Raw genomic sequence first — 680 nt, forward strand, 5'->3', positions numbered from 1 at the left:
ACGCCGAAGTTCTTGTGCCGGGACAGCTCGTGCAGGATGTCCGAGGCGGGGGTGATCGGGTAGGAGCCGAGGAAGAGGGGCAGGTCGGCCTGGCGGGAGGCGGCGATCAGGCCGTAGGCCAGGGCGAGGTTGCCGGAGATGTTGCGGTAGGTGCCCGGCGGGAACGCCGCCGCCGCGGGTGCCACCTCGTAGGAGACGGCGAAGTCCTCCGTCGTCTCGCCGAAGTTCCAGCCCGCCCGGAACGCCGCCAGGTTCGCCGCCGCGATCTCCGGCCGCTTGGCGAACTTCCTGCGCAGGAACTTCTCCGTGCCCTCGGTGGGCCGGTGGTACATCCACGACAGCAGACCCAGCGCGAACATGTTCTTGCTGCGCTCGGCCTCCTTGCGGGAGAGCGCGAACTCCTTCAGCGCCTCGACCGTCAGGGTCGTCAGCGGTACCGCGTGGACGCGGTAGCCGTCCAGTGAGCCGTCCTCCAGGGGGGAGGCGGTGTAGCCGACCTTCTGCATGGCCCGTTCGGTGAACTCGTCGGTGTTGACGATGATCTCCGCGCCGCGGGGCAGGTCGCCGATGTTGGCCTTCAGCGCGGCCGGGTTCATCGCGACCAGTACGTTCGGGGCGTCGCCGGGGGTGAGGATGTCGTGGTCGGCGAAGTGCAGCTGGAACGACGACACGCCCGGCAG

At 69.3% G+C, this 680-nt stretch carries 1 protein-coding gene; it reads right to left on the reverse strand.

The genetic code is table 11. The annotated features are described in order from the left end of the window. Positions 1-680: 2-oxoacid:acceptor oxidoreductase family protein (locus tag VKA29_RS19355; RefSeq protein ID WP_324787121.1), on the reverse strand; the 680-nt coding region annotated here is incomplete at both ends.

Origin of the sequence: Streptomyces sp. H51 (assembly GCF_035656535.1) — a bacterium.
In the GTDB taxonomy this organism is placed as follows: domain Bacteria; phylum Actinomycetota; class Actinomycetes; order Streptomycetales; family Streptomycetaceae; genus Streptomyces.